Source organism: Nocardioides sp., from assembly GCF_036374615.1.
Taxonomy (GTDB): Bacteria; Actinomycetota; Actinomycetes; order Propionibacteriales; family Nocardioidaceae; genus Nocardioides.
Genome location: NZ_DASUTK010000105.1, coordinates 16,301 through 37,626 on the forward strand (window position 1 = coordinate 16,301; position 21,326 = coordinate 37,626).

Genomic DNA, 21,326 nt, shown 5'->3' on the forward strand with positions numbered 1-21,326 from the left:
ATCCGGGATTGATCTCAAGCGCGCTCGAGGTCTTAGCGTTCCGCCTGTGACCTGCGAAAATCGTTCGCCGGGCGTCCCCGCTGCCACCTACGCTCGAGGGTGCCATGCGTGACTTCCCACCCCTCGTCTCGACATTCTGGGTCCGCACGGGCGAGGTGGTCGCAGAGGCACCCGACACCACGAGCCCGACGCGGTTCCTGCGCTGGGTGCTGCGTCAGCAGGGGAACGTCGTGGTGGTGGCAACGCTGCTCGGCGTGGTGTGGCAGCTGCCGCTGATCGTCGGCCCCTGGATCTTCGGCCGCGCGATCGACGCCGGCATCGTCGGCGACCAGCCCGAGGCGGTCGCCCTCGGCGCGATCGCACTGCTTGTGGTGACGCTGATCGGGGCGGTGTTCGGGATCTCGCTGCACACGCTGGTCGTGCGCAGCTGGCTGATCAGCCTCTACGGCACCACCATGATGGTCACCCGCAAGGCCGCCCAGATGGGGCACGTGCTCCCGCGTCGCTCTCCCACCGGCGAGATCCTCAGCGTGGCGTCGAGCGACTCCGACGAGTTCGGCGCGATGACCGAGATCATCGCGCGGGCCGGCTCGCAGCTCGTCTCGTTCCTCGCGGTCGCCGCGATCGTGCTCACCACCTCACCGCGGCTCGGCGCCGTCGTGCTGGTGGCCGCCCCGATCCTGTTCGCGGTCGCGTTGCCGTTCCTGCGACCGCTGCACCGGCGGCAGGCCATCGAGCGTGGTCGCAACTCCGAGCTGACGTCGATGGCCACCGACATCGTCGCCGGCCTCCGCATCCTGCGCGGCATCGGCGGCGAGCGGACGTTCGGCCGCAACTACGAGAACCAGTCGCAGAGCGCCCGGGCGGCCGGGGTCAGCGCCGGGATCTGGCAGGCCGTGATCGAGGCGCTCGGCGTGCTCTTCTCCGGGGTCTTCCTGGTGCTGCTGCTCTACCTGGGCGCCCGTGAGGTGCTGGCCGACCGGCTCTCGATCGGGCAGCTGATCAGCTTCCTCGGCTACGGGCTCTACCTGATCGGCCCGATCCGGACGTTCTTCGAGTTCGCGCAGAAGTTCACCCGGGCGCTGGTCAGCGCCCGGAAGGCGATCGCGATCTTCGAGTCCGCGCCGCCGTGGCGCGACCCGGACGTCGCCGCGACGCTCGACCCGACCGCCAGGCTCGTCGACGAAGCGAGCGGCTTCACCGCAGACCCCGGCGAGCTCACCGTGGTCGTCAGCGCGCTGCCGGAGGATTCGGCCGCGCTGGCCGACCGGCTGGGCCGCTACCTCCCGGCCGACACGGAGCCGGTCGGCATCGAGGACATCGACGAGCTCAAGGGCCGGGCCGCCCGCGAGGCGCGGATCGAGCGCGCCCGCAAGCGGGCCGAGATCGCGGCCCGCGACGCCGCCCGGACCCGCGGCGCCTGGGGCGTTCGCCTGGGTGGCGTCGACCTGGCCGACGCGACCCTGGCCGACGTACGCGACACGATCCTGGTCAGCGACACCGGCAGCCAGGTGTTCGCCGGAACGCTGCAGGACGCGATCGACCCGCACCGTCGGCTGACGAGGCAGCAGGCCGAGACGGCATTACGCACGGCCAACGCCGAGGACGTGTACGACGCCCTCCCCGGTGGCTGGCAGGGCGTGCTCGACGAGCGCGGTCGCGGCCTGTCCGGCGGACAGCGTCAGCGGGTGGTCCTGGCCCGCGCGCTCGCAGCGGACCCGCCGATCCTGGTGCTGGTCGAACCCACGTCGGCGGTCGACGCCCACACCGAGGCCCGGATCGCCGAGCGGGTGGCACGACTGCGCGCCGGGCGTACGACCGTGGTCTGCACGGTGTCGCCGCTCTGGCTCCACCACGCCGACCGTGTGGTGCTCCTGACCGACGGCACGGTGTCCGCGACCGGGCGACACGACGAGCTGATCCACGAGGACCCCGCGTACCGCGCCGTGGTCGTCCGCGCCCTCGACGAGGAGGTGACGACATGAGCCCCGACCTGCTGGCCGACTCGGCCTCGACCTGGGCCCCGCACGACGCGGAGCAGCCGGCGGTCGACCCGCGGCTGGTCCCGCCGACCGGCGCGCCCGCACGGGAGCGGTTCGCCGCCTGGCGGATGCGTCACCACCTGCGGCGCGAGCAGGCAGAGCAGGTCTACGTCGACTCCCGCAACCCGGTACGCGGCTGGCCGGTGGCCGAGGACAAGGTCGTCGTCCAGTTCTTCGCCGAGCTGATCCGCGAGCGTCGCCGGATGTTCCTGGCGTTGGTGGTGCTGAACGGGCTCGCCGCGGCCACCGGACTGATCGTCCCGCGGCTGCTCGGCGGCCTGGTGGACCGGATCGAGGACGGGATCACGACCGGGTACGGCGGGGTGGCGCTGCTCGTCGTGGCCGTCGTCTGCGCGCAGGCGCTCTTTACGTTCCTCGCGCAGTGGACGTCCACTCTTTTCGGCCAGGACCTGCTCGCCTCCGCTCGCGAGTACATCGTCCGGACCATCCTGCGGCTGCCGGTCGGTCAGGTGGAGAGCGCCAGCACCGGCGACCTGGTGACCCGGGTGACGCGCGACGTCGGCACCATGAGCCGGGCGGTCCAGTTCGGCCTTCCGATGGCGATCATCTCGTTGCTCACCGTCGTGTTGTCCGTCGTCGCGATGCTGCTGAACTCCGTGCTGCTGGCCGTGCCGTCGCTGCTGGTGATCGCCACCAGCTACGCGGCTGTGCGTAGCTACCTGCGGACCGCTCCGAAGGGCTACATCACCGAGGGCGCGACGTACTCCCAGATCAACACGACGCTCACCGAGACCGTCGAGGGCGCGCGGACGGTCGAGGCGCTCGGCCTCGCCGGTCGGCGCGTGCAGCAGGGCGACGACGACATCGCGATCTCGGCGCAGGCCGAGCGTTACACGATGTCGCTGCGCAACCTGCTGTTCGCGGTGATCGACGTCGCCTTCAACACGCCCCGGGTCGTGACCCTGGTCGTCGGCGCGTGGGGGTTCGCGAACGGCTGGGTGACGCTCGGCCAGATCACGACGGCGGTGCTGTACGTCGAGGCGCTGAGCGGGCCGCTGGACCGACTGGTCGGCGAGCTGGACCGGCTGCAGGTCGGCGCCACCTCGACCGCTCGCCTCCTCGGGATCGCCGAGGTGCCGCCCGACCGCGAGCCCTCCGACGTCCGCCCGCACGGGGCGCAGCTGGTCGGCGAGGACCTGAGGTTCGCCTACCGCGAGGGCCACGACGTGCTGCACGGCGTCGACCTCGAGCTGCGGATCGGCGAGCGGCTCGCCATCGTCGGCCCCTCCGGCTCGGGCAAGTCGACGCTCGGGCGGTTGCTGTCGGGCATCAACCGACCTCGTACCGGCGCGGCCCGGGTCGGTGGCGTCGAGCTGGTCGACCTGCCGTTGGAGGTGCTGCGCACCGAGGTCGCGCTGGTGACCCAGGAGCACCACGTGTTCATCGGCACGGTCCGCGACAACATCGTGCTGGCGCGAGAGGACTCCCCCGACGACGCGGTCTGGGACGCGCTGCGCGCGGTCGGCTCCGACGACTGGGTCCGCCGGCTGCCGCACGGCCTCGACACCCGGATCGGGTCCGGTCAGCACAGCCTGACCCCGGCCCAGGCGCAGCAGGTCGCGCTCGCGCGGCTGATCATCGCCGACCCGCACACGCTGGTCCTCGACGAGGCGACCTCGCTGATCGACCCGCGGACCGCGCGGTCGCTGGAGGGCTCGATGAACGCGCTGCTCGAGGGGCGCACGGTGATCGCGATCGCGCACCGGCTCCACACCGCGCACGACGCGGAGCGGATCGCAGTGGTCATCGACGGCCGGATCGTCGAGCTGGGGAGCCACCACGACCTAGTCGACCTGGAGGACGGAGAGTACGCCGCCCTGTGGCGGGCCTGGACCAGCTGATCTGTCAGGGCAGCGCGCCGGCGACCTACGATCTGTCCATGCACCGCATCTTCACGACCAGCGTCGCGTCGGTCTACCCGCACTACGTGACGAAGGTGGAGAAGAAGGGCCGCACGCAGGCCGAGCTCGACGAGGTGATCGAGTGGCTGACGGGCTTCGACGCATCGACCTTGCGCGGCCACCTCGAGGCGGGCACGACGTTCGAGGACTTCTTCGGAGAGGCGCAGCTGAACCCGGCCGCGTCGTCGATCACCGGCGTGGTGTGTGGGGTCCGCGTCGAGGACATCGACGACCCGTTGATGCAGAAGATCCGCTACCTGGACAAGCTGGTCGACGAGCTGGCCAGGGGGAAGGCGATGGAGAAGGTGCTGCGGGCTTAGGTCGTCGGGTCCGCCTCGATCGAGTCGAGGTCGCGGACGGCGAACCGGTGGTGCTCCCACTCCTCCTCGAGGATCACGTGCAGGCAGGAGAGAACCGTCTCCTGGTAGTCCGGGTCGCCCGGGTGCCTGCGCGTCTCGGCCAGCTGGTCCGGCGTCACGGAGGCGAGGAACTCGCGCACCATGGCGACCCGGCCGGCTCGGACCTCGAGCACGTCGGCGTACGACGGTGACGCCGTCGAGAAGACCGACATGTCGTTCCCGTCCGTCTCGTACTCGACATTCGGTTGGCCGATGGGGTGGAACGGCTGCTCGATCTCCAGGATCCCCTTGCGCAGCCACGAGTCCGTCGCCATCACCAGGTGCCGCAGCGTCTGCGCGAACGACCACTCGCCGTCGACCGAGACGTCGACGGTGCCCGGCGGCATCGCAGCCACGCGGTCCAGGGTCGCGGCCCAGGTTCGCTCGAGCGCAGCCCACGCGCTGCGCAGTCCCTCCGGCTCGGTGGCCAGCCGCTCGGCGCGGCCCGGGAAGCGACGGTCGAGCTCGGCCTCGACGAACGGGACCACGTCAACCCCGTTGATCCGAAGGGAGCCGGCGAAGAGCCACGGCGCGTCGATGTCGGCACCCTCGACGTCGACCGCTCGCATCACGGCGCCGGACAGGTCGGACCGGACGAACCGGGCGCCGCGCAGGTTCGCGTCGACGAACTCGGCCCCCTGCAGGTCGTCGGCCTTGCTGAAGGTCGCCATCCCAGTTCTCCTCGTCGAGCGGGCCCGGTCGGGTGAGTTGCGCAGCCACAGTAGACCCGGTCCGCTTCGATACGCTGCGACTGGCAAAGCACGTCGACCCGCACGGGAGGACCGATGTCCAAGCCCCGCATCTTCCTGGGTTCGTCGGGCAAGCAGGCGCCGCTGCTCCGGGCCCTGACGCGCGGGCTCGAGGACGTCGCGGACGTGGAGCCGTGGACGGCGACGTTCAATCCCGGTACGACCACGCTCGGTCGCCTGGTCGAGCTGACCCGTGAGGTGGACTTCGCGGCGTTCGTCTTCGCCCTGGACGACTGGACCAGCGCCGATCCCGCCGCCGCGGGGCAGGCTTCCCCACGCGACAACGTCGTCTTCGAGGCCGGGCTCTTCGGCGGCGTGCTCGGGATGGAGCGAACCTTCATCCTCCACGCGAACGGCGCGAAGCTGCCCACCGACCTGCTGGGCCTGACCTGCGTCCGGTACGGCGATGCGACCAAGGCGGCCGAGGTGCGCGCGGTCAACCAGAAGCTGCGCAGGGCGATCGAGGACCTGGGCCGGCGCTCTCGGATCGAGGGACTCTGGTGGCAGTTCTCGATCACCGAGCGAAGCGCACTCGAACCGTCCGCGGTGAGCCTCCTTCGCATCTCCCGGGATCGCGAGCGGATGCTCGAGGTGAACGGCCGCGCCTGGCAGGAGGACGGCACCCTGTCCGCCCGCTACTGGAGCGAGGCGGCCAAGGAGATGCGAGACCCCACGGGCATCTTCTACGCCTGGCAGGGCGAGCGCCCCCGCCACCCGAACGCACCGGCGATCTACGGCACCGGCGAGATCAGGCTAGAGACCGATGACCGTGCCTCCGGTCACTGGCGGACGAGGTCCGACGCCGATCCCCAGCTCAACGCCCGGACCTCCGGCGTCTACCTGCGCGCCGAGCCCGACGACCTCGCCATCCTGGACGGCCGCGACAACGCCGCCCGAGCGGCGCTGATCGCCGAGCGGATCGAGGACTGGAAGTCGATCGCGAACGCCTGAACCGCACTCCCTAGGGTGGAGCCGTGCCCTCCCGCGACGTCGCCGTGACCCGTCGCCTCGCTGCCTTCTTCGCGCTCGAGGACGATTGGTCCCGCCCGATGCCGCCGCTCGGGGCGAGCGACGTGGCGACCGGGGTGGGGCTGGAGGCCATCGGCATCCTGACGCTGGAGCTCGCGCGCAGCGCCGGAGCCTTCGAGGATGTCGATTCCCCGTGGTGGGTCATCTACCTCGTGATGTCGGCGGCGGCGCTGCCGCTGGTGTGGCGACGTCGCTTCCCCTTGGCTGTCGCCGTGTACCTCGCGACCCACATGTTCGTGACCGGGGTGACCATGGCGCCTGTCATGGGACAGCTGTCCCTGCAGATCTGCTACTTCGTCGGGCTGTTCTCGGCCATGGCGTGGGGCCGCAGTCGCCGGACCGCCCTGCTGGTCTCGGGCGCGATCCTCGCCTTCATGCTCAGCTGGCTGGCGTGGCAGTTCGCCGTCGGCTCCGGGCTGCAGCAGTTCGTCGACGAGAACGACGACGCCGAGTCGCACGGCTTCCTGCCGCCGATCCCGTCGGTGGTGCTGTTGACCTACGTCGTCAACGTCGTCTACTTCCTCGGCGCGATCGTCGGCGGCCAGGTGGCCTGGCGCAGCGCCCGGCAGCGCGGCGCGCTCGCCACGCAGGCCGCCACGATCGCGGCGCAGTCGGACACGTTGCGACGCCGCGCCGTGGTCGACGAACGGCTCCGGATCGCGCGGGAGCTGCATGACGTCGTCGGCCACCATGTCTCCGTGATCGGCGTCCAGGCCGCCGGCGCCCGCCGGGTGCTCGATCACGATCAGGCCGCCGCAAGCGATGCCCTCGGCACGATCGAGGAGAGCTCACGCGAGGCGGTCACGCAGATGCGGTCGCTGCTGGGCACGCTGCGAGAGATCGAGCAGGACGTCGACGGCGGATCGCTGTCGGGCCGGGCCCCCGAGCCCGGTGTCGACGACCTTCCCGCGCTCGTGGCCTCACGCAACGACGACCGGCTGACGACGACGTACGACGTCGTGACCGACCGGGACGGCGGCCCGGGCCGGTTGCCGCGACCGGTCGCACTCTCGCTCTACCGGACGGCTCAGGAAGCCCTCGCCAACATCGTCCGACACTCGACGGCCCGCCGGGCGTCGGTCACGCTCCGCGTCGTGGAGGACGCCTCGACGCCGTACGCCGAGGTGGAGGTGCTCGACGACGGGCGGCCTCGCTCCGGCACGTCCGGATCGGGACTCGGCCTGCTGGGCATCCGGGAGCGGGTCGCGTCACACCGGGGCGAGTGCGACATCGGACCGCGCGCGACCCACGGGTTCCGGGTGCGGGTGCGCGTACCCCTGCGAGGCGGCGAGGACGGGAGTGCCGGTGCCTGAGCCGCTGCGGGTCCTGCTGGTGGACGACCAGGCTCTCGTGCGCTCGGGGTTCCGGATGATCCTGGCGGTCGAGCCCGACCTCGAGGTCGTCGGGGAGGCCAGCGACGGTGCCGAGGCGGTGGCGCTCGCGCGGGAGCTCGACCCCGACGTGGTGCTGATGGACGTGCAGATGCCCGGCACGGACGGGATCGCCGCGACCGCCGACATCGTCGCCGCCGACCACGGCAAGGTCGTCATCCTCACCACGTTCGACCACGACGACTACCTGTTCTCCGCCCTCCGTGCCGGGGCGAGCGGCTTCCTGCTCAAGAACGCCCGCGCCGAGCAGCTCGTGGACGCGGTCCGCGCCGTGGGGCGCGGCCATGCGCTGCTGTCGCCCGAGGTCACGACCAGAGTCATCGCCGAGATGACCGGTCGCGGCGAGGACGAGCCGACCCGGGACCGACGGGACCAGGTCGAGCTGCGCCACCTGACGGAGCGGGAGCGCGAGGTCCTGGTGCTCTTGGGCGAGGGACTCAGCAACGCCGAGATCGCCGAGCGGTTGGTCCTCGGCGAGGCGACCGTGAAGACCCACGTCTCCAACTGCCTGACCAAGCTGCACCTGCGCGACCGCGTCCAGGCGGTGGTGCTGGCCCATCGGGCCGGGCTCGTGGGCTGACCTCCGCTCTCCGGGGGAGCCCGGATCTCCATCCTCCGAGGGATCTCGCGAGGGTCACCGCGACCTAGCGTGGTCAGCATGATCCAGACCCGAGGACTGACCCGCCGCTTCGGCGACCTCACCGCCGTCGACGACGTGTCGTTCGACGTCCCGCGCGGCATGCTCACCGGGTTCGTGGGCGGCAACGGCGCCGGCAAGACCACCACGATGCGCATGATCATGGGGCTGCTCGGCATCGACGCCGGCGAGGTGCTCTGGGACGACGCGCCGATCACTGCCGCCGTACGGCGTCGGTTCGGCTACATGCCGGAGGAGCGGGGGCTCTACCCGAAGCAGAAGGTGCTCGACCAGCTCGTCTACCTCGGCGAGCTGTCGGGCATGCCCGCCGGCGAGGCCCGGCGCTCCGCACAGCAGCACCTCGAGCACTTCGGGCTCGGCGAGCGGGCGGGTGACCGGGTCGAGAAGCTGAGCCTCGGCAACCAGCAGCGGGTCCAGATCATCGTCGCGCTGATGAACCAGCCGCTCGCGCTCATCCTCGACGAGCCGTTCTCCGGCCTCGACCCTGCCGCTGTCGACTCGATGGCCGACCTGCTGCGCGAGGAGACCTCGCGCGGCACGCCGGTGCTGTTCTCCAGCCACCAGCTCGACCTCGTCGAGCGGCTCTGCGACCACCTGGTCGTGCTGGCCGGTGGTCGGGTCGTCGCGCAGGGCTCGGTCGAGGAGCTCCGGTCGCGCGGACCCGAGCGGTTGCGGCTCGTCACCGACCGGGACGCCGGCTGGGTCCGCGACCACGGCGGACTCCATGTCGTCGACGTCGACGGCCCGACCGCGGTCGTCGAGGTCGACGGCACCGACCCCGTCGACGTACGCCGTCGGCTGCTCACCACCGCTCTCGACCGCGGTGAGGTGGTCGAGCTGTCAGGGTCGTCACTCCGCTGTCCGAGATCTACCGAGAGGTCACGGCATGAGCATCGACGCCCGCACTACCGAGACCGGTCGGAGCACCACCGAGCGGCCGTGGCTGCTCATCGCGCGCCGCGAGGTGCTGGTCCGGCTCACCGACAAGGCGTTCCTCGTCGGCACCCTGATCACGGTGCTGCTCATCGTCGGCTTCCTCGGGTTCCAGATCTGGTCCGAGGAGCGCACCGACACCCACACCATCGCGACGACCGCGGAGGCGCGGGCGACGGCCGAGCTGCTGCAGGAGCGGGTCCCCGACATCGACGAGGAGTCCCGGGTCGAGCTGCTCGACGTCGACTCCGACGCAGCCGGCGTACGCGCCCTCGAGGAGGAGGACGCCGACGTGCTGCTGCGGCCGGCTGACGACGGCTGGACGCTCGTGGGCACGGAGGAGGTCAACGACAACCTGCAACGTGCCGCGGAGACCGTGGTGCGAGAGGCCGCGCTGGCGGCCAACGCCGAGGCGGCAGGGACGTCGGTGGCCGAGCTGCAGCGCGGCAGCGTGCTCGGCACCGAGCTCCTCGAGGGCGACGCCGAGCAGCAGGGTTTCGCGCGGGCGATGGGCCTCGTGCTCGCGTTCCTCTTCTACATGGCCGCACTGGGGTTCGGATACATGCTCTCTGGCAGCGTGGTGGAGGAGAAGGCCAACCGGGTGGTGGAGATCATCACGACCAAGATCCCGGTCCGGCAGCTGCTGATCGGCAAGATCGCCGGCAACACCATGCTCGCGATCGCGCAGACGGCCCTGATCGTGGGGATCGGGTTGGTCGGCATCTCGTTCACGCAGTACGGCGAGCTGCTGCCCGCCCTGTCCGAGGGGATCGGCTGGTTCGTGGCCTTCTTCCTGGTCGGCTTCTGCTTCATCGCCTGCTGGTGGGCCGTCGCCGGAGCGCTGGCGAGCCGGGCCGAGGACCTGCAGGCGACGGCCACACCGCTGTCGTTCCTGATGATGGCCGTCTTCTTCGGGGCGTTCCTGCTCGACGGCACCGCGCTGACGGTCGCGTCGTACGTCCCGCCGTTCTCGTGCGTGCTGATGCCGATCCGGCTGCTCGGTGGCGACGCCGCGTGGTGGGAACCGGTGATCGCCCTCGGGGTGCTGCTCGCAGCGATGGCCGCGACCGTGGTGTTCGCGGAGCGGATCTATCGCCGGGCGCTGCTGCAGACCCAGGGCCGTGTCACCCTCAGGCAGGCCTGGAGGACGGCCGACTGACCGACGCGGGCGCGGCACTCGGGGGTTTGCCGCGCCCGCGTCCTCCTCACTGGGAGAGCCGGCGGGTCGGCCTCTACAGTGGCGGGGGTGAGCCCCACCTTCCCCGCCACCTGGTCGGGACTGGTCGACGACGCGGCGATCTTCCCGCCCGGCGACGTCCCGCTCCCCGACGCGATCGATGCACACCTTGCGCGTCGCGACGAGTGGTACGCCGACCTGGTCGGCTCGTTCGTCGTGACCGACACCAAGGTTCCCGAGGTCCGCACGCCACTGCCGCTGGCGGTGGTCGTCTCCGGTGGTGCGGGCGGTGTCGAACCCGCCCTGCGGCTCACCGAGCGCGGCGGGCATCAGCTGAGCGGCGTGGAGATCGCGCTGCGCGACCTCGACGACCTACCCGGCAACGCACGGCGGGTCGCGACCGCCGTCGACGGCTGCGGCGTGGCCCCCGACCGGGTGTACGTCGAGCTGCCACATGTTCCCGACACAGGCTCCTGGCTGCGGGCGGCCGACGCGGTCGCGGAGAGCGGGCTGCGGCTGAAGTTCCGCACCGGTGGGCTCGAGGCGCACCTGTTCCCTGCCTCGCACGCGCTGGCACGGTGGATCGACGCCGCCCTCGACCGCGAGACGCCGTTCAAGTGCACCGCCGGTCTGCACAACGCGATCCGGCACACCGGTGACGACGGCTTCGAGCACCACGGCTTCCTCAACGTCCTCGTGGCGACGGTCCGGGCGTTCGACGGCGCGACCACCGAGGAGGTCGTCGCCCTGCTCGAGGACCGCGATCCCGACTCCGTCGTCGCAGCTGCCGCCAAGGAGGATCTCGCTCGCGCCCGCCGCTGGTTCACGTCCTTCGGGTCGTGCTCGGTGACCGAGCCGCTCGACGACCTGCTCGCACTCGGCCTGCTGGAGAAGCCATGACCAGGACCTGGGTCGAGGGAGCGGCCGGCTCCATGTTCGACCTCGACAACCTCCCCTACGGTGTCTTCACCCGCGGCGGCGAGGAACCGAGGGTCGGCGTGCGGATCGGTGAGCTCGTCCTCGACGTGGCACCGGTCGCCGCGGCCGAGATGCTCGACGTGCACCACGTGTTCGAGGAGTCCTCGCTCAACCCGCTGATGGCGGAGGGGCGGCAGGTCAGGGAGTCGCTGCGCCGCTGGCTGACCGGGCTGCTCTCCGACGAGACCGAGCGCGACCTGGTCGAGCCGCACCTGGTGCCGCTCGACGACGTGGAGCTGCTGCTGCCCGTCGAGGTCGCCGACTACGTCGACTTCTACGCCTCGCTCGAGCACGCCACCAACGTCGGCCGGATCTTCCGGCCCGAGGCCGAGGCGCTGCTCCCGAACTGGCGTCACCTCCCGGTCGGCTACCACGGCCGCGCGGGCACGGTCGTCGCCAGCGGCACCGACGTCGTGCGTCCCTGCGGCCAGCGGAAGCCGCCCGACGCGGACGCCCCGACGTACGGCCCCTCGGCCCGGCTCGACATCGAGTCCGAGCTCGGCTTCGTCGTCGGTACGCCGAGCCGGCTCGGCGCGCGGGTGCCGACCACGGGCTTCGCCGACCACGTCTTCGGCGTCCTCGGACTCAACGACTGGTCGGCGCGCGACATCCAGGCCTGGGAGTACGTCCCCCTCGGCCCGTTCCTCGGAAAGTCGTTCGCGACCTCCGTGTCCCAGTGGGTCACCCCGCTGGAGGCGCTCGACGCCGCCTGGGTCGACCTCCCCGGCCAGGACCCCGAGCCGCTCGGCTACCTCACGGAGGGCTCCCCGCGTGGCCTCGACATCGACATCGAGGTGGAGCTGAACGGTGAGGTCGTCAGCCGCCCGTCGTACGCATCGATGTACTGGTCACCCGCGCAGATGCTGGCGCACCTCACCGTGAACGGTGCGTCGCTGCGCACCGGCGACCTGTTCGCGTCCGGCACCGTCTCGGGGCCCGAGCGCGACCAGCGCGGCTCGTTCCTCGAGATCAGCTGGGGCGGCCAGGAGCCGTTCGGTGACGGGCACACCTTCCTGCAGGACGGCGACACCGTGACCCTGCGCTACACCGCGCCCGGCACCGGCGGTGGCCGGATCTCGTTGGGTGACGTGACCGGCACGATCCTCCCGGCCCGCCCCTGACAACGCGATAGTCCGCCGCCGAAATCATCTCCGGCGGCTCGGAAGTGATGATTTCGGCGGCGGATTATCGGCCTGTGGGACTACACGCCCTCGCGGTCACTGAACCCGGGATGAACGAACGGCTCGCCGCGTCGCAGCGACTCGACGGCGCCGGGGTGCACCCGCCGCAGGTGGTCGAGGCCGCGCCGGCGGTAGCGCAGGATCTGCACGATGCCGAAGGCCCAGAAGAGGTACTGCACCGACATCGCCCACCGGAAGTCGTCGAGGTCGTACGCGTCCATGCCAGCGGGCTGCCGGAGGTCCAGGACGACGCCGACCAACGCCATCGTCATCAGGGACGCCGCGAACCCGCCGACGTTCACGACCCCGTTGGCGCGCCCCATCGACTCCTGCGGGGTGAAGGTGCGGGTGAGGTCGAAGGCGACCATCGAGGCCGGGCCCCCAGCGGCGGTGGCGCAGACGAGCACGACGAGCAGCCACATCGGGGCGGGTGTCTCACGCAGCAGCACCGCCGTCCACGGCACCAGCATGATCACGACGACTCCGATCACGATGTACGAGCGGTAGTAGGGCAACCGCCCGACCAGCCAGCCGAGCAGCAGCCCGGTCACCACCACGAAGCCCGTCATCACCATGAGGAGCGTGCTCGCGGCCTGTTCCGAGAGGCCTTGGCCGCGTACCAGGAACGGGAAGCCCCAGAGCATCCCGAAGACGGTCGCGGAGAACTGCGGCGTGAAGTGCGACCACATCCCCAAGCGGGTGCCCGGGTTGCCCCAGACCGTCTGCAGCGCCCGTGTGAGCGCGCGCAGCTTCACGCGGGTCGGGCCGGTGCTGGCGTACGGCGAGTCCTTGACGAGCAGCAGCGCCGCAATCATCAGGACGAACCCGACGCAGGACGCAAGCGCGAACGTGCGGGTCCAGCCGAGCTGGTTCAGCGCCCAGGAGAGCGGCGCCGCGGCCACGATCGCGCCGAGCTGTCCGGTGAGCCCGGTCAGCTGCGTCACGACCGGAGCCTGCCGGACCAGGAACCACACCGACACCAGCCGGATCACGCTGACGAACACCATGGCGTCGCCCGCACCGAGCACCGCCCGGGCGAGCACGGCCGCCGGGAACGACTCGACGAACGCGAAGGCCAGCTGACCGGCGGTCATCAGCACCAGTCCGGTCAGGAGCATCGCGCGCGAGCCGAACCGGTCGAGCAGGACGCCGACCGGGACCTGCATCGCGGCGTACACAGCGAGCTGGAGGACGGTGAACAGCGCCAGCTGCGTCGCGTCGATGTCGAACCGCTCCGCCGCGAGCAGGCCCGCGACGCCGAGCGAGCTGCGGTGGAAGACGGCCAGCAGGTAGATCGCGAGACCGACGCCCCAGATGACCCACGCCCGACGCTTGCCGATGTCGTGGATCTGCCGCCGCGTCACCGCCCGATCATGGCAGTCGAGCCCCTACGCTTTCGGCGTGGTCCAGTTCGGTCAGTACCCGGCTCCCCGACACGTCGTCGCCCACCTCTCCGACCCGCACCTGCTGGCCGACGGCCAGCGCCAGTACGGCGTCGTCGACCCGGAGCACGGCCTCCGGCTGGCCCTGGAGCGGGTCGCGAGGCTGCGTCCCGCGCCGCAGTTCCTGGTGTTCACCGGCGACCTCGCCGACAAGGCCGAGCCGGCGGCGTACACCCGGTTGCGCGAGCTGGTCGAGCCGGTGGCTGCGGACCTCGGCGCTCAGGTCGTCTGGGTGATGGGCAACCACGACGAGCGCGCGGAGTTCGCACGGGAGCTGTTCGACTCCAACGACGACGGCTGCCAGGACCGCGTGTACGAGGTCGACGGCTTGCGGGTCATCGCACTCGACACCAGCGTCACCGGCTACCACCACGGGGAGCTGACGGACGAGCAGCTGGCCTGGCTGCGCGGCCAGCTCGCCGTACCGGCGCCGCACGGGACGTTGCTCGCACTCCACCACCCACCGATCCCGGTCCCGATGCTGCGCGCCGCCGAGATCATCGAGCTCTACGACCAGCATCGGCTGGCGGAGGCGATCGCCGGGACCGACGTCCGCGCCATCCTCGGCGGGCACTTCCACTTCACGTCCTGGTCGACCTTCGCCGGCGTCCCGGTGTCAGTCGCGTCGGCGTCCTGCTACACCAGCGACCCCGCGCCCCTCGAGCGCTTCGTCTCAGGCGTCGACGGCCACCAGGCGATCACGATGCTCCACCTGTACGACGACCGGGTGGTCAACTCCGTCGTGCCGCTCACACCGGCGCCGGAGGTCAGCGGCTACCCGTCGGACGTGATCGCCCAGGTGGAGGCGCTCAGCCACGATGAGCGGCGTGAGCTGCTCTCACGCAAGGACTCCCCCTTCAACCAGGAGGAGGAGAAGGGGAACGTCGGCCGCGGCGTCTGAGAGGCCTTCACCACACCGCGAGCAGCACGCCCACGGCGAAGCCGACCGCGGCCAACCACAGGAGGGTCGGCAGCATGCTCTTGCTCATGGGGTCTCCTCTCCCGGCCGTCACCCGGCCAGCACGTCCTCGCCGTCCACCTCGACCTCGACCGGTTCGAGCGGCGACGGGGCAGGTCCGGCGAGAACCTCCCCGGTGGCGGCATCGAACACACTGCCGTGGCACGGACAGATGATCTGGCCACCGGTCACCTCGGACACCGGGCAACCCTGGTGGGTGCAGGTCGCGGAGAAGGCGTGCACCTCGTCACCCTCGTCGCGGACCAGCACCACGCGCTCCTCGCTCAGCACCAACCCGCCGCCCGCGGGTACGTCGGCGAGCGCGGCGAGCCGTCGTCCACCGGACGGTGTCGCGCCGTAGCTGTTGGCCGCCCCTGTGCTCTCCCCGCTCGCGAGGCCGGCAGCCCGGGCCGCTGCGAAGCCGGCGACCGCCCCGGCCAGCGCGACCAGGCCGCCGCTGAGGGCCGAGGCGCGGGTAATCGGAGGCAGGGCCACGTCAGCTCCTCAGGTCAGGGGCAGGCCGCTGCGGCTGAAGAACCACAGCGCCGAGGTCAGCCAGATCAGGGTGAGCAGGGTCAGCACCAGGCCACCGAGCACGGGCAGCGCCCAGCCCGGAAGGTTCCGAGACCGCAGCCCGATCATCTTGGCGGCGTAGGCGCCGTAGAAGAGGCAGCCGACCAGCGAGTGCACGAGCGCCCGCGGGCTGTCAGTCGCGAAGCCGAGCGCCCACATGCAGTGCAGTGCCGGTGGCAGGGTCAGCACGAAGGCAAAAGCACCGCTCCACCGGTGCGTCGGCCCGACCCAGTCCGGTGCCGGCTGACTGCCGAGCCGGCCCCACATCCAGAGCGCGGTCAGGATCTGCACCAGCAGCAGCACGGCAGCGGCCGTCGCGAGCCACGCCTTCATCTGCAGCATTCCCGAGAACCCGAACGTGACCAGCGGCCGGCCGGCCGGCTCGTGCAGCCCGGCGTACGCGCCGAGGACGACCGTGACACCCGCGCCGACGAGCAGCGCGGCGGCCAGTCCCGTCCGAGAGGTCTCCCGGTCGACGGTGACGCTCACGAAGGCATTGTGCTCCTCGGTCGCGACAGAGGGAATGGGGAGCGGTGGTCGGGGTTCGTTTTTGGGCCGGTCATCCGCTGCGGGGGAGCCGCCGATCCGGCCCGTTCAGCACTCTGAAAGATGCGTCGAGGCACGAGCGGGCCACCCTCGGCGCCCGGGTACGACGAAGGCTGAGGCGATGGTCGACAACCGGGATGACACTCGGCGTGACGGTTCCACCGGCGGCCCGTCTCCACGAGCCCTTTCCGTGCGGCAGGCGGCCTTCATCGGCGTCGGCTCCATGGTCGGGGCCGGCATCTTCGCTCTCCTGGGCGCAGCGGGAGAGGTGGCCGGCTCCGCCGTCTGGATCTCCTTCCTGATCGCCGGCGGCGTCGCCATCCTCCAGGGCTACTCGTTCGCCAAGCTGGGAGCTCGCTACCCGTCTGCCGGAGGCTTTCTGGAGTACGTGGTCCGAGGGTGGGGCGAAGGGCACTTCACGGGCGTGCTCGCCTGGCTGCTTCTGGCGGTCAACGCGATCATCACCGCGATGGTGGCGGTGTCCTTCGGCAGCTACGCCAGCAGCGCCTTCACCGACACTGATGACTGGATCCAGCTCTTCGCCGTCCTCGTTCTCGTCGTCATGGCCGCCCTGAACGTCCTCGGCTCGCAGGCTGTCGCGAGGGCACAGACGGTCGTGGTCGTCGTCGTCATCGGCATCCTCGTCCTGTTCTCGGTCGCCACCCTCTCCACGATCGACTTCGACCTGTTGGCGTTCTCGGGCTACCCCTCATGGGGCCAGATCGTGTCGAGCGTGGCCCTGACCTTCTTCGCCTTCCTCGGCTTCGGCGTCATCACGTTCACCGCGAGGGATCTCGCGGACCCGCAGCGCCAGCTGCCGCGCGCCATCTACCTGGCGCTCGCGATCGCGACGACCGTGTACGTCGCGGTCGCGCTCGGTGTCTTCGGAACGCTGACCGTCGACGAGGTCGTGGACTCGGGTGGCACCGCCCTCGCGGTCGCGGCGGAGCCGGTGCTCGGGTCTGCCGGATACTGGCTGATGAGCGTCACCGCGCTGTTCGCCACGGCGGGTGCCACCAACTCGGGGCTCTACCCGGCGGCAGGTCTCGCCGAGCAGATGGCCGCCGCCGGGCAGTTCCCACCCTCGATGGGCAACCGCGTCGCGGGTCGCGCCCCGGTCGGCATCCTGCTCACGGCGGCCGCGGCGATCGTGCTCGCAATCTTCTTCGACCTCAATGCGATCGCCTCCATCGGCAGCGCCGTCGCACTGGTGGTGTTCTCACTCGTGACGTTCGGACACCTACGCGTCCGACACGAGACCGGCGCACGGCTGTGGCTGTTGGTGCTGGCAGATGTCACGACGGTCATCGTGCTCATCGCTTTCGCCTTCACGACCTTGGTGGACGAGCCCGGGACGGCCGTCGCTCTGCTCGTGATCCTGGCGCTGGCGATCGTCGCCGACGTGTCGTGGAAGAGCCGCCGCGGAGCGCGGGTCTGACGCCACCGTCCGCTTCGCGGCTACGTCTCCGAGGCCGCGCGCTGGCGGCGTATCCGGCGGGCGAGGACGACGAACCCGATGGCCACCACGATGCTCGAGGCGACCGCAGACACAGCGATCGCAGCGATCGGCGAGTCCACCAGGGCCGTCCCGACCAGGTACGCGACGGCGCAGATGTAGATCGACCACAGCACGCCCCCGAGGGCGGACCAGCGCACGAAGTCGCGATAGGGATGTCCGGCCAGTCCCAGACTGGCGTTGACGACGAATCGCATCCCTGGCACGTAGCGCCCGAACACGAGCAGACCGCTGGCGGTCGAACCGATCAGGTCCATGGCAGCGGCGACCTTGTCGTTGGCGAGCAGGGCGTCCAGCCGCGTCTGGACACGTGGCCGAGCCAGGTGCGCGATCCAGTACAGCGCCGAGTCACCCAGCACGGCTCCGAAGGCGCCGGCCACCATCACCCAGCCCAGCTCGAGCTTTCCTTGGGCAGCCAGCGTCGCCGCCGTGTTGAGCGTGGTCTCCCCCGGCAGGATGGCGATGACTGCGTCGCCGAGGACGAGCGCGAACACGGCGACGTACGGCCACGGCCCTTCGGCCTCCTCCAGCTCGACCTGCGTGTCGAACGGGGCGAGAAGCGTGAGCACGGCGAGCCCGCCGACGACGACGAACAGCGCAAGGAGACCCCATCGCCAGGCCTGTCGACGCGTGACCATCCGGTCAGGCCAGCAGAGCGCCGACGCCGACGACGACGAGGACGAGGGCTGCCAGCATGGCCAGGAGTGGCCACACCCATCGCAGGTAGGTCCCGTACGGAACACGTGCGATGGCCAACCCACCCATCACCACCGCCGACGTGGGGATGAAGAGGTTCATCAGCCCCGACGCGCTTTGGAACGCAGTGACGATCAGGTCCGACTGCACGCCCACGAAGGCCGCCAACGGCGCCATGATCGGCATCGCGACGGTGGCGAGGCCGGACGACGACGGGATCAGGAACGACAGCGGCAGGAAGAGCAGGAAGACGACGATCGCGAACGTGACGGGACTGAGTCCCTCCACGGCGAGCTCGGCCCAGTGCAGCACCGTGTCGGTGATCCCACCGTTGGTCATGACCACCGTGATGCCGCGGGCGATGCCGATGATGAGCGCGACCCCGAGGAGGTCGCGGGCACCCGCGACGAAGGAGTCGGTGAGGTCTGCCTCGCTCAACCGGCCGATCAGGCCGATGATGACCGAGAACAAGATGAAGAGGGCGGTCATCTCCGGGAACCACCACCACAGGGTCGGGAGTCCGATACCCATGTCCTCCCAGGGGATGACGCCGTACATCATCAGGGCGAAGGCCAGGCCGAAGGTCGCCAGGATTGCCTTGTCCCGGGAGGTCATCGCCACCTGGTCCGTTCCGCCCTGCACACTGAAGTGCGCCTCGTTGGACTCCTTCATCTCGAGGACGGCCGAACGCGTCGGATCCTGTCTCACCCGGTCGGCGTACCGCATCACGAAGAAGATCCCGAGGCCCAGCCCGATGACGAGGATGATCAACCGAGACAACAGGCCGTCACTGAGCGACACCCCAGCGAAGCCGGAGGCGATCCCTGTCGCGAACGGGTTGATGGTCGAGCCCAGCGTCCCGATTCCGCAGCCGAGCAGGACGACCGCGGCCCCGGTCAGGGCGTCGTAGCCGGCGGCGATCAGGACCGCGATCACCAGCGTGTAGAACGCCAGGCTCTCCTCTGCCATGCCGTAGGTCGACCCGCCGAGCGCGAACACCATCATCAGGATGGGGATCATCCACCTCTCCCGGCCGCGGAGCCGGTTCACCAGTCCACCGATGCCGGTCTGGATCGCACCGGTCCGCATCGTCACGCCCAGGAACCCGCCGATCACGATGATGAACAGCGCGACGTCGATGGCACCGAACAGGACGCCGGTGTTGTAGTAGCTGATCAAGCCGTCGGCGTCCTCGATGCCGTAGAGGCCGTTGATCGGCGCCGTCAGCGAGTCGATGAGGATGCGTTGGGGGTCGCCTTCGACCTCCGCGTAGGTCCCGGGGATCGGGGCTCCGTCCTGGTCGAGCTCGTAGGCGCCGGCCGGGATGAGCCAGGTGGCGATGGCCATCACGACGATCAGCGCGAAGAGGATGGTGTAGGCCGACGGGAGGGCGAACCGCCGTCGTGCTTCGGGGGCCGCCGTCGCCTGTTCGCTCATCGGGAACTCCTTTCCGGCGGATCGCCGGTCTCCGTTGTGGCCGCCACGGCGGACTCGACGTCGGCCCAGGGTTCGGAGGCACTCGCGACCTTGAACCCGAGGAACCCGTAGAGGACGTCCAGCAGGGGACTGAGCAGGTTGAAGAAGCAGAACGGGAAGTAGGCAGCGGTGGAGACACCGAGAACGCCGGAGATGTACGCCCCGCAGGTGTTCCAGGGCACCAGCACCGAGGTCACGGTCCCCGAGTCCTCCACGGCGCGTGAGAGCACCTGTGGCGCGAGCCCCCGTTCGGAGAACTCGCGTCGGAACATCCTGGCGGGCAGTACGGCGGCGACGTACTGGTCACCAGCGATCACGTTCAGACCGACCCCACTGGAGTTGACCGCGGCGATCAGTGACCCGCGCCGCCGGGTCCGCGAGACGATCGGCAGCAAGAGCCGTTGGAGGAAGCCGGCGTGCTCCATGACGGCGGCGAACGACAGGGCGCCCAGCACCAGCCAGATGGTGGTGAGCAGACTCGCCATCCCCCCACGGGTGAACAGCGCGTCGATGGGTTCGACGCCCGAGTTGCTGACGAAGCCCGTCGCCATGGCCGCGAAGACGGCCTCGATCGCGGTGCCGAGCGGGCCCAGGCTGGGATCGTCCACGAAGGCCTTGACCGCCTCCCACTGCGTGAACGGCGCCAGGATGCCGGCGAACAGCGCGGATCCGAGGATGGAGAGGAACGGCGGCAGCTTGAGGACCGCGAAGACCACCAGCAGCAGCAGTGGCAGGAGACTCACGAACCCGATGTCGAACGCGCTCGCCAGCGCGGCGCGGGCCGCGTCGGTGCTGATCTCGGCCTCCGGGTCCGCGTTCAGGCCGATCACGACGAAGATGACCAGGCTGATGCCCAGCGCCGGGCCTGCGGTCCAGAACATGTTGCGCACGTGCTCGCCTACGCTCAGACCGCCACCGACGAGCTTCGGCACCAGGATCGTCGTTTCCGACAAAGGGGTCATCTTGTCGCCGAAGTACGCGCCGCAGATGACGGCCCCCGCGGCCACCGCCTCGTCGAGGCCCATCACGTTGGCCATCCCGACGAAGGCGACCCCCAGGGTCCCCGCCGTGGTCCAGGAGCTACCCGTGACCAGCCCGACGAGGGCGCAGACCACGGCTGCGGTCAGGTAGAACCAGGTGGGGCTGACCAGCCTGATGCCGTAGTCGACGATGGTGGGGATCGTGCCGGCCATGTTCCAGGTACCGATCAGCGCCCCGACGGCGAGCAGGATGAAGATCGCTCCGATCGCCGACGTGACCCCTCCGACCGCTGCGTCTGCGACGCTGGCCACCGTGTGGCCGTTCTTGAACGCCATCAGGCTTGCGAAGGCGGCGCTCAGCAGCAGGGCAACCTGGAGCGGGCCGTTGGTGGCGTCGATCCCGAACTGGACGATGGTGAGGGCCAGGAGCACGATGAGCACGAGGATCGGCAGCAGAGCGTCGAGCATGGTCGGAGATCGTGGACCCTGCTCGGGGGTGTCACCCGCCGCCTCCGCGGGAGCTGACGTGCCGGGACCGGACATGGGCGCCTCTCACTGCCCAAATTCCTGTGAAGCGGCGGCGGAGCTAGCCAGCGCGCCCTCGTTCTCACCGCGGTGGTGGGTCGTCCCACGGGCCCACAGCAGCATGCCCAGCACGAGAAGGATCAGGACTGCCGCGAA

18 protein-coding genes and 1 pseudogene are annotated in these 21,326 nt (G+C 70.5%); 12 read left to right on the forward strand and 7 right to left on the reverse strand.

Features of this window, described 5'->3' with window-relative positions:
- The first annotated feature begins 104 nt into the window (after positions 1-104).
- From VFZ39_RS08585 to VFZ39_RS08595, 3 genes are read left to right on the forward strand one after another with little or no spacing between them, the layout of a single operon-like run.
- Positions 105-1,985, forward strand: a complete 1,881-nt coding sequence (locus tag VFZ39_RS08585) for an ABC transporter ATP-binding protein (RefSeq protein WP_330865318.1) — start codon at positions 105-107, stop codon at positions 1,983-1,985.
- Positions 1,982-3,904 carry an ABC transporter ATP-binding protein gene (locus tag VFZ39_RS08590; protein WP_330865319.1) on the forward strand — a complete coding sequence of 641 codons (1,923 nt, stop codon included), beginning with the start codon at positions 1,982-1,984 and terminating at the stop codon, positions 3,902-3,904. The genes VFZ39_RS08585 and VFZ39_RS08590 overlap by 4 nt, the downstream gene beginning before the upstream one ends.
- Before the next feature lie 38 nt (positions 3,905-3,942).
- Positions 3,943-4,284: a DUF2200 domain-containing protein gene (locus VFZ39_RS08595; protein ID WP_330865320.1), complete on the forward strand. Its 342-nt coding sequence runs from the start codon at positions 3,943-3,945 to the stop codon at positions 4,282-4,284.
- Here VFZ39_RS08595 and VFZ39_RS08600 read toward each other — a convergent pair.
- On the reverse strand, positions 4,281-5,033 hold the full coding sequence (locus tag VFZ39_RS08600) for a DinB family protein (protein WP_330865321.1): 753 nt from the start codon (positions 5,031-5,033) through the stop codon (positions 4,281-4,283). The genes VFZ39_RS08595 and VFZ39_RS08600 overlap by 4 nt on opposite strands.
- Before the next feature lie 114 nt (positions 5,034-5,147).
- On the opposite strand from VFZ39_RS08600, the gene VFZ39_RS08605 reads away from it, so the two are divergent.
- The 7 genes and pseudogenes from VFZ39_RS08605 to fahA all read left to right on the forward strand — a co-directional run bounded on the left by VFZ39_RS08605 (position 5,148) and on the right by fahA (position 12,398).
- Positions 5,148-6,062 carry a TIR domain-containing protein gene (locus VFZ39_RS08605; RefSeq protein WP_330865322.1) on the forward strand — a complete coding sequence of 305 codons (915 nt, stop codon included), beginning with the start codon at positions 5,148-5,150 and terminating at the stop codon, positions 6,060-6,062.
- Positions 6,063-6,085: 23 nt separating this feature from the next.
- A complete protein-coding gene (locus VFZ39_RS08610) occupies positions 6,086-7,453 on the forward strand; it encodes a sensor histidine kinase (RefSeq protein ID WP_330865323.1) in 1,368 nt (455 codons plus the stop codon).
- Positions 7,454-7,457: 4 nt separating this feature from the next.
- A complete protein-coding gene (locus VFZ39_RS08615) occupies positions 7,458-8,111 on the forward strand; it encodes a response regulator transcription factor (protein WP_330865351.1) in 654 nt (217 codons plus the stop codon).
- A 78-nt stretch (positions 8,112-8,189) separates the two neighbouring features.
- Positions 8,190-9,079, forward strand: a pseudogene (locus VFZ39_RS08620) (ABC transporter ATP-binding protein).
- The gene (locus VFZ39_RS08625; protein ID WP_330865324.1) at positions 9,076-10,281 is read left to right on the forward strand and encodes an ABC transporter permease; all 1,206 of its coding nucleotides are present in this window, start codon (positions 9,076-9,078) and stop codon (positions 10,279-10,281) included. Before VFZ39_RS08620 ends, VFZ39_RS08625 begins: the two are co-directional and overlap by 4 nt.
- Positions 10,282-10,368: 87 nt before the next feature.
- Positions 10,369-11,199, forward strand: coding sequence for a hypothetical protein (locus VFZ39_RS08630; protein ID WP_330865325.1), 831 nt, complete (start codon positions 10,369-10,371; stop codon positions 11,197-11,199).
- A complete protein-coding gene (gene fahA, locus VFZ39_RS08635; RefSeq protein WP_330865326.1) occupies positions 11,196-12,398 on the forward strand; it encodes a fumarylacetoacetase in 1,203 nt (400 codons plus the stop codon). The genes VFZ39_RS08630 and fahA overlap by 4 nt, the downstream gene beginning before the upstream one ends.
- A gap of 80 nt (positions 12,399-12,478) precedes the next feature.
- Here fahA and VFZ39_RS08640 read toward each other — a convergent pair whose 3' ends face one another.
- Positions 12,479-13,822 (reverse strand): MFS transporter, encoded by a 1,344-nt coding sequence (locus tag VFZ39_RS08640; protein WP_330865327.1) that lies wholly within the window; start codon positions 13,820-13,822, stop codon positions 12,479-12,481.
- 37 nt (positions 13,823-13,859) lie between these two features.
- Here VFZ39_RS08640 and VFZ39_RS08645 point away from each other — a divergent pair, with 37 nt between their 5' ends.
- The gene (locus tag VFZ39_RS08645) at positions 13,860-14,801 is read left to right on the forward strand and encodes a phosphodiesterase (protein WP_330865328.1); all 942 of its coding nucleotides are present in this window, start codon (positions 13,860-13,862) and stop codon (positions 14,799-14,801) included.
- A gap of 108 nt (positions 14,802-14,909) precedes the next feature.
- Here VFZ39_RS08645 and VFZ39_RS08650 read toward each other — a convergent pair whose 3' ends face one another.
- Positions 14,910-15,353 (reverse strand): Rieske (2Fe-2S) protein, encoded by a 444-nt coding sequence (locus VFZ39_RS08650; RefSeq protein ID WP_330865329.1) that lies wholly within the window; start codon positions 15,351-15,353, stop codon positions 14,910-14,912.
- 9 nt (positions 15,354-15,362) lie between these two features.
- Complete coding sequence (locus tag VFZ39_RS08655) at positions 15,363-15,920, reverse strand: DUF6529 family protein (protein ID WP_330865330.1); 558 nt, start codon at positions 15,918-15,920, stop codon at positions 15,363-15,365.
- A gap of 247 nt (positions 15,921-16,167) precedes the next feature.
- Here VFZ39_RS08655 and VFZ39_RS08660 point away from each other — a divergent pair, with 247 nt between their 5' ends.
- A complete protein-coding gene (locus VFZ39_RS08660; protein ID WP_330865331.1) occupies positions 16,168-17,415 on the forward strand; it encodes an APC family permease in 1,248 nt (415 codons plus the stop codon).
- A 20-nt stretch (positions 17,416-17,435) separates the two neighbouring features.
- Here the strand turns inward: VFZ39_RS08660 and VFZ39_RS08665 are convergent, their stop codons facing one another.
- The 3 genes from VFZ39_RS08665 to VFZ39_RS08675 are packed head-to-tail and all read right to left on the reverse strand — an operon-like array spanning position 17,436 to position 21,113.
- Positions 17,436-18,131, reverse strand: coding sequence for a DedA family protein (locus VFZ39_RS08665; RefSeq protein ID WP_330865332.1), 696 nt, complete (start codon positions 18,129-18,131; stop codon positions 17,436-17,438).
- 4 nt (positions 18,132-18,135) lie between these two features.
- Positions 18,136-19,626 carry a YfcC family protein gene (locus VFZ39_RS08670; protein ID WP_330865333.1) on the reverse strand — a complete coding sequence of 497 codons (1,491 nt, stop codon included), beginning with the start codon at positions 19,624-19,626 and terminating at the stop codon, positions 18,136-18,138.
- Positions 19,623-21,113 carry a Na+/H+ antiporter NhaC family protein gene (locus tag VFZ39_RS08675; RefSeq protein WP_330865334.1) on the reverse strand — a complete coding sequence of 497 codons (1,491 nt, stop codon included), beginning with the start codon at positions 21,111-21,113 and terminating at the stop codon, positions 19,623-19,625. The genes VFZ39_RS08670 and VFZ39_RS08675 overlap by 4 nt, the downstream gene beginning before the upstream one ends.
- Between the last annotated feature and the right edge of the window lie 213 nt (positions 21,114-21,326).

Excerpts from the sequence above, each read along its gene's own strand:
- VFZ39_RS08585 (WP_330865318.1), top strand. The coding sequence starts at position 105 with ATGCGTGACTTCCCACCCCTCGTCTCGACATTCTGGGTCCGCACGGGC.
- VFZ39_RS08590 (WP_330865319.1), top strand. The coding sequence starts at position 1,982 with ATGAGCCCCGACCTGCTGGCCGACTCGGCCTCGACCTGGGCCCCGCAC.
- VFZ39_RS08595 (WP_330865320.1), top strand. The coding sequence starts at position 3,943 with ATGCACCGCATCTTCACGACCAGCGTCGCGTCGGTCTACCCGCACTAC.
- VFZ39_RS08600 (WP_330865321.1), bottom strand. The coding sequence starts at position 5,033 with ATGGCGACCTTCAGCAAGGCCGACGACCTGCAGGGGGCCGAGTTCGTC.
- VFZ39_RS08605 (WP_330865322.1), top strand. The coding sequence starts at position 5,148 with ATGTCCAAGCCCCGCATCTTCCTGGGTTCGTCGGGCAAGCAGGCGCCG.
- VFZ39_RS08625 (WP_330865324.1), top strand. The coding sequence starts at position 9,076 with ATGAGCATCGACGCCCGCACTACCGAGACCGGTCGGAGCACCACCGAG.
- fahA (WP_330865326.1), top strand. The coding sequence starts at position 11,196 with ATGACCAGGACCTGGGTCGAGGGAGCGGCCGGCTCCATGTTCGACCTC.
- VFZ39_RS08665 (WP_330865332.1), bottom strand. The coding sequence starts at position 18,131 with ATGGTCACGCGTCGACAGGCCTGGCGATGGGGTCTCCTTGCGCTGTTC.
- VFZ39_RS08670 (WP_330865333.1), bottom strand. The coding sequence starts at position 19,626 with ATGAGCGAACAGGCGACGGCGGCCCCCGAAGCACGACGGCGGTTCGCC.
- VFZ39_RS08675 (WP_330865334.1), bottom strand. The coding sequence starts at position 21,113 with ATGCTCGACGCTCTGCTGCCGATCCTCGTGCTCATCGTGCTCCTGGCC.